2 protein-coding genes and 1 pseudogene are annotated in these 2168 nt (G+C 49.1%); all 3 read right to left on the reverse strand.

Annotation, left to right across the window (positions count from 1 at the left end):
- Positions 1–134 precede the first annotated feature (134 nt).
- Positions 135–242 (reverse strand): annotated as a pseudogene (locus tag NG99_RS29540) (IS6 family transposase); the annotation flags it as partial.
- Positions 243–306: 64 nt separating this feature from the next.
- Positions 307–1323 (reverse strand): amidohydrolase family protein, encoded by a 1017-nt coding sequence (locus NG99_RS25520; RefSeq protein WP_034899294.1) that lies wholly within the window; start codon positions 1321–1323, stop codon positions 307–309.
- A complete protein-coding gene (locus NG99_RS25525) occupies positions 1317–2039 on the reverse strand; it encodes an SDR family oxidoreductase (RefSeq protein WP_034899296.1) in 723 nt (240 codons plus the stop codon). The genes NG99_RS25520 and NG99_RS25525 overlap by 7 nt, the downstream gene beginning before the upstream one ends.
- Positions 2040–2168 lie beyond the last annotated feature (129 nt).

The following is a 2168-nucleotide window of genomic DNA, read 5'->3' on the forward strand; positions in this document are numbered from 1 at the left end:
GTGAGTTTTCGTTCCACTGAGCATCAAACCCCTACCAGCGTACCGCCCAGAGGATGATGACACTCTGAAAATGACGGCCTTTGAATAGGTTCATGCGCTGCTCCGTCAGCAAAAGGTGGCCAAAATTTTATCACCTCCAGATTTTTGCAACAGTGCCCATAAGCCTGATACCAACGGATGCACTGAGCAATAACATCGACGGGATAATGAAGGCGTTTAAAAGATGTTAGGATCAGGGATATGGTCATACAACATTGCAAAAAAAACAGTATGTTACCCGACCATTACTCTTAATGCGACAGAACCCTACGTTCTGCTACCGCAGTGTTGTGTCAGGCGCTCCCAGTTAATGTGTGCAAAACCTGCCAGATCCTCACCAGATAAACCACACTCATTTAAAAAGCGTCGGGCATCATTACCAGGCCTGTACTGGTAGGGAAAATCGGTAGAAAACAGTAATCGTTCCTTACCCACGATACTGGCGGCTATCTCCATAAAATGGGGCCAAAACATTCCACTGGCGGTCACATAAAGATTGTTCTTCAGGTAATCATCTACAGTCTTATTCAGGTGAGAGACGCGTCCCATTGCAGATAAACGCTCTGCATAAAAAAGCACCATTTCACCCCAGTGCCCCAAAATAATCTGCAGTGTTGGCAACCGGTCAAAAATACCTGATACCATCAGCCTCACAAACTGTAATCCTGCATCGTAATGCCATCCAAGCCCATACGTGGCCAGCGCTGTATCCAGTGCAGGATTCAGCCCACTATAGTAGGCTTCACGTACCGCTGCCGGAGGCGTGCGAGGGTGCAGGAGAATGGGCGCCCCCAGCAGACTGGCACTCTCAAATATTGGCATGAAATCAGCGTGATCAAGATTTCGGTCGCCTACACGCCCACTCAACATCGTCCCCTTAAAACCGAGCGTTTTTACGCAGCGTTCCAGCTCTAAGGCTGCGGCCTCTGGATCCGACACTGGTAGTGTGGCAAGTCCCTGAAAACGGTGCGGGTGCCGGGCAATTGCTTCGGCTATTATATCGTTACATCGCCTGGCAATATCCACACTTGCAGGTCCCAACTCATGTAAAGCTGGGGTGGTCAGCGAGAGAACCTGAACGTCAACTCCCGCTTCATCCATTAAGTCAATACGCCCCTGAGCCAGGTCCAGCAGACGCGCGCCTATTGTTCCCGCGTTATGCGCCAGACTGGGATCTGTGGCGGACAATTCCGCCTCATGCCAGGCCTGAAGCACTTCTTCTGTAATGAAGTGCTCTTCAATGCCAATTAAAGGAAGACGATCTTTGCTGTTTACGTTTACCATGGTACTACCTTCCCGAAACGGTCTAAGTATTCCAAACCGGATTTACCGCGTTTGGCCTCAATCGTATTTACGATTTCAGGTATAGTCTCTTCCAGACTAAAGGACGCATCACTTCCTCCCAGTTCAGTGCGGATCCAACCAGGCGCAAGCAGTAGCAGAGAGCGCTCCGGGTGTTGTTCTGCTTCGCGAGCGGCGTAGCTGCGCAGGTACTGATTTAGCGCGGCTTTCGTTCCGCGATAGACTTCTTTACCACCTTTAATGTTATTACCAACACTTCCCAATCCGGATGACATGATGCCGATCAGGCCATCTTCTTTTACCAGGTCCTGCAGTGCTTCCGTTGTGCGCATTGGCGATAAAGCATTAGTAATCATTAAATGGACAAATTCTTCGGTGGTGACTTCTGCAATCGTCTCATTCTGATTACGGTTGGATGTCCCGGCGTTAATGAACAAAATATCAAAATGGTGCTTCGCCAACCGCTGATGCAGCCCTGTTAGCTGGTCACTGTCCGTCATATCCACCTGTTCAATGATTAACTCATTGGGATAGGTGGAAGATAAATCATGTAGGCCTGTATGTCCGGTCCCACGAACCGTCGCGGTAACCTGCCAGCCACGCTGCAGAAACTCGTCAGTCATTGCAAGACCAATGCCCCGTGATGCTCCAATCAGTAATATCCGTGGTAACGCAGTTGGTTTTGTCAATTCAGTCATTGTCATCACTCCAGTCATCATGAACGTTTTAAGAGCTTACAGTCAGGCAGTAAATTGCACCAGACGCGGTATATGCAATAATAGATTGCATGAAACGCAGGGTTTCGCAGGCACTGTTGCAAAAATCTG

Origin of the sequence: Erwinia typographi, assembly GCF_000773975.1 — a bacterium.
Classification (GTDB): domain Bacteria; phylum Pseudomonadota; class Gammaproteobacteria; order Enterobacterales; family Enterobacteriaceae; genus Erwinia; species Erwinia typographi.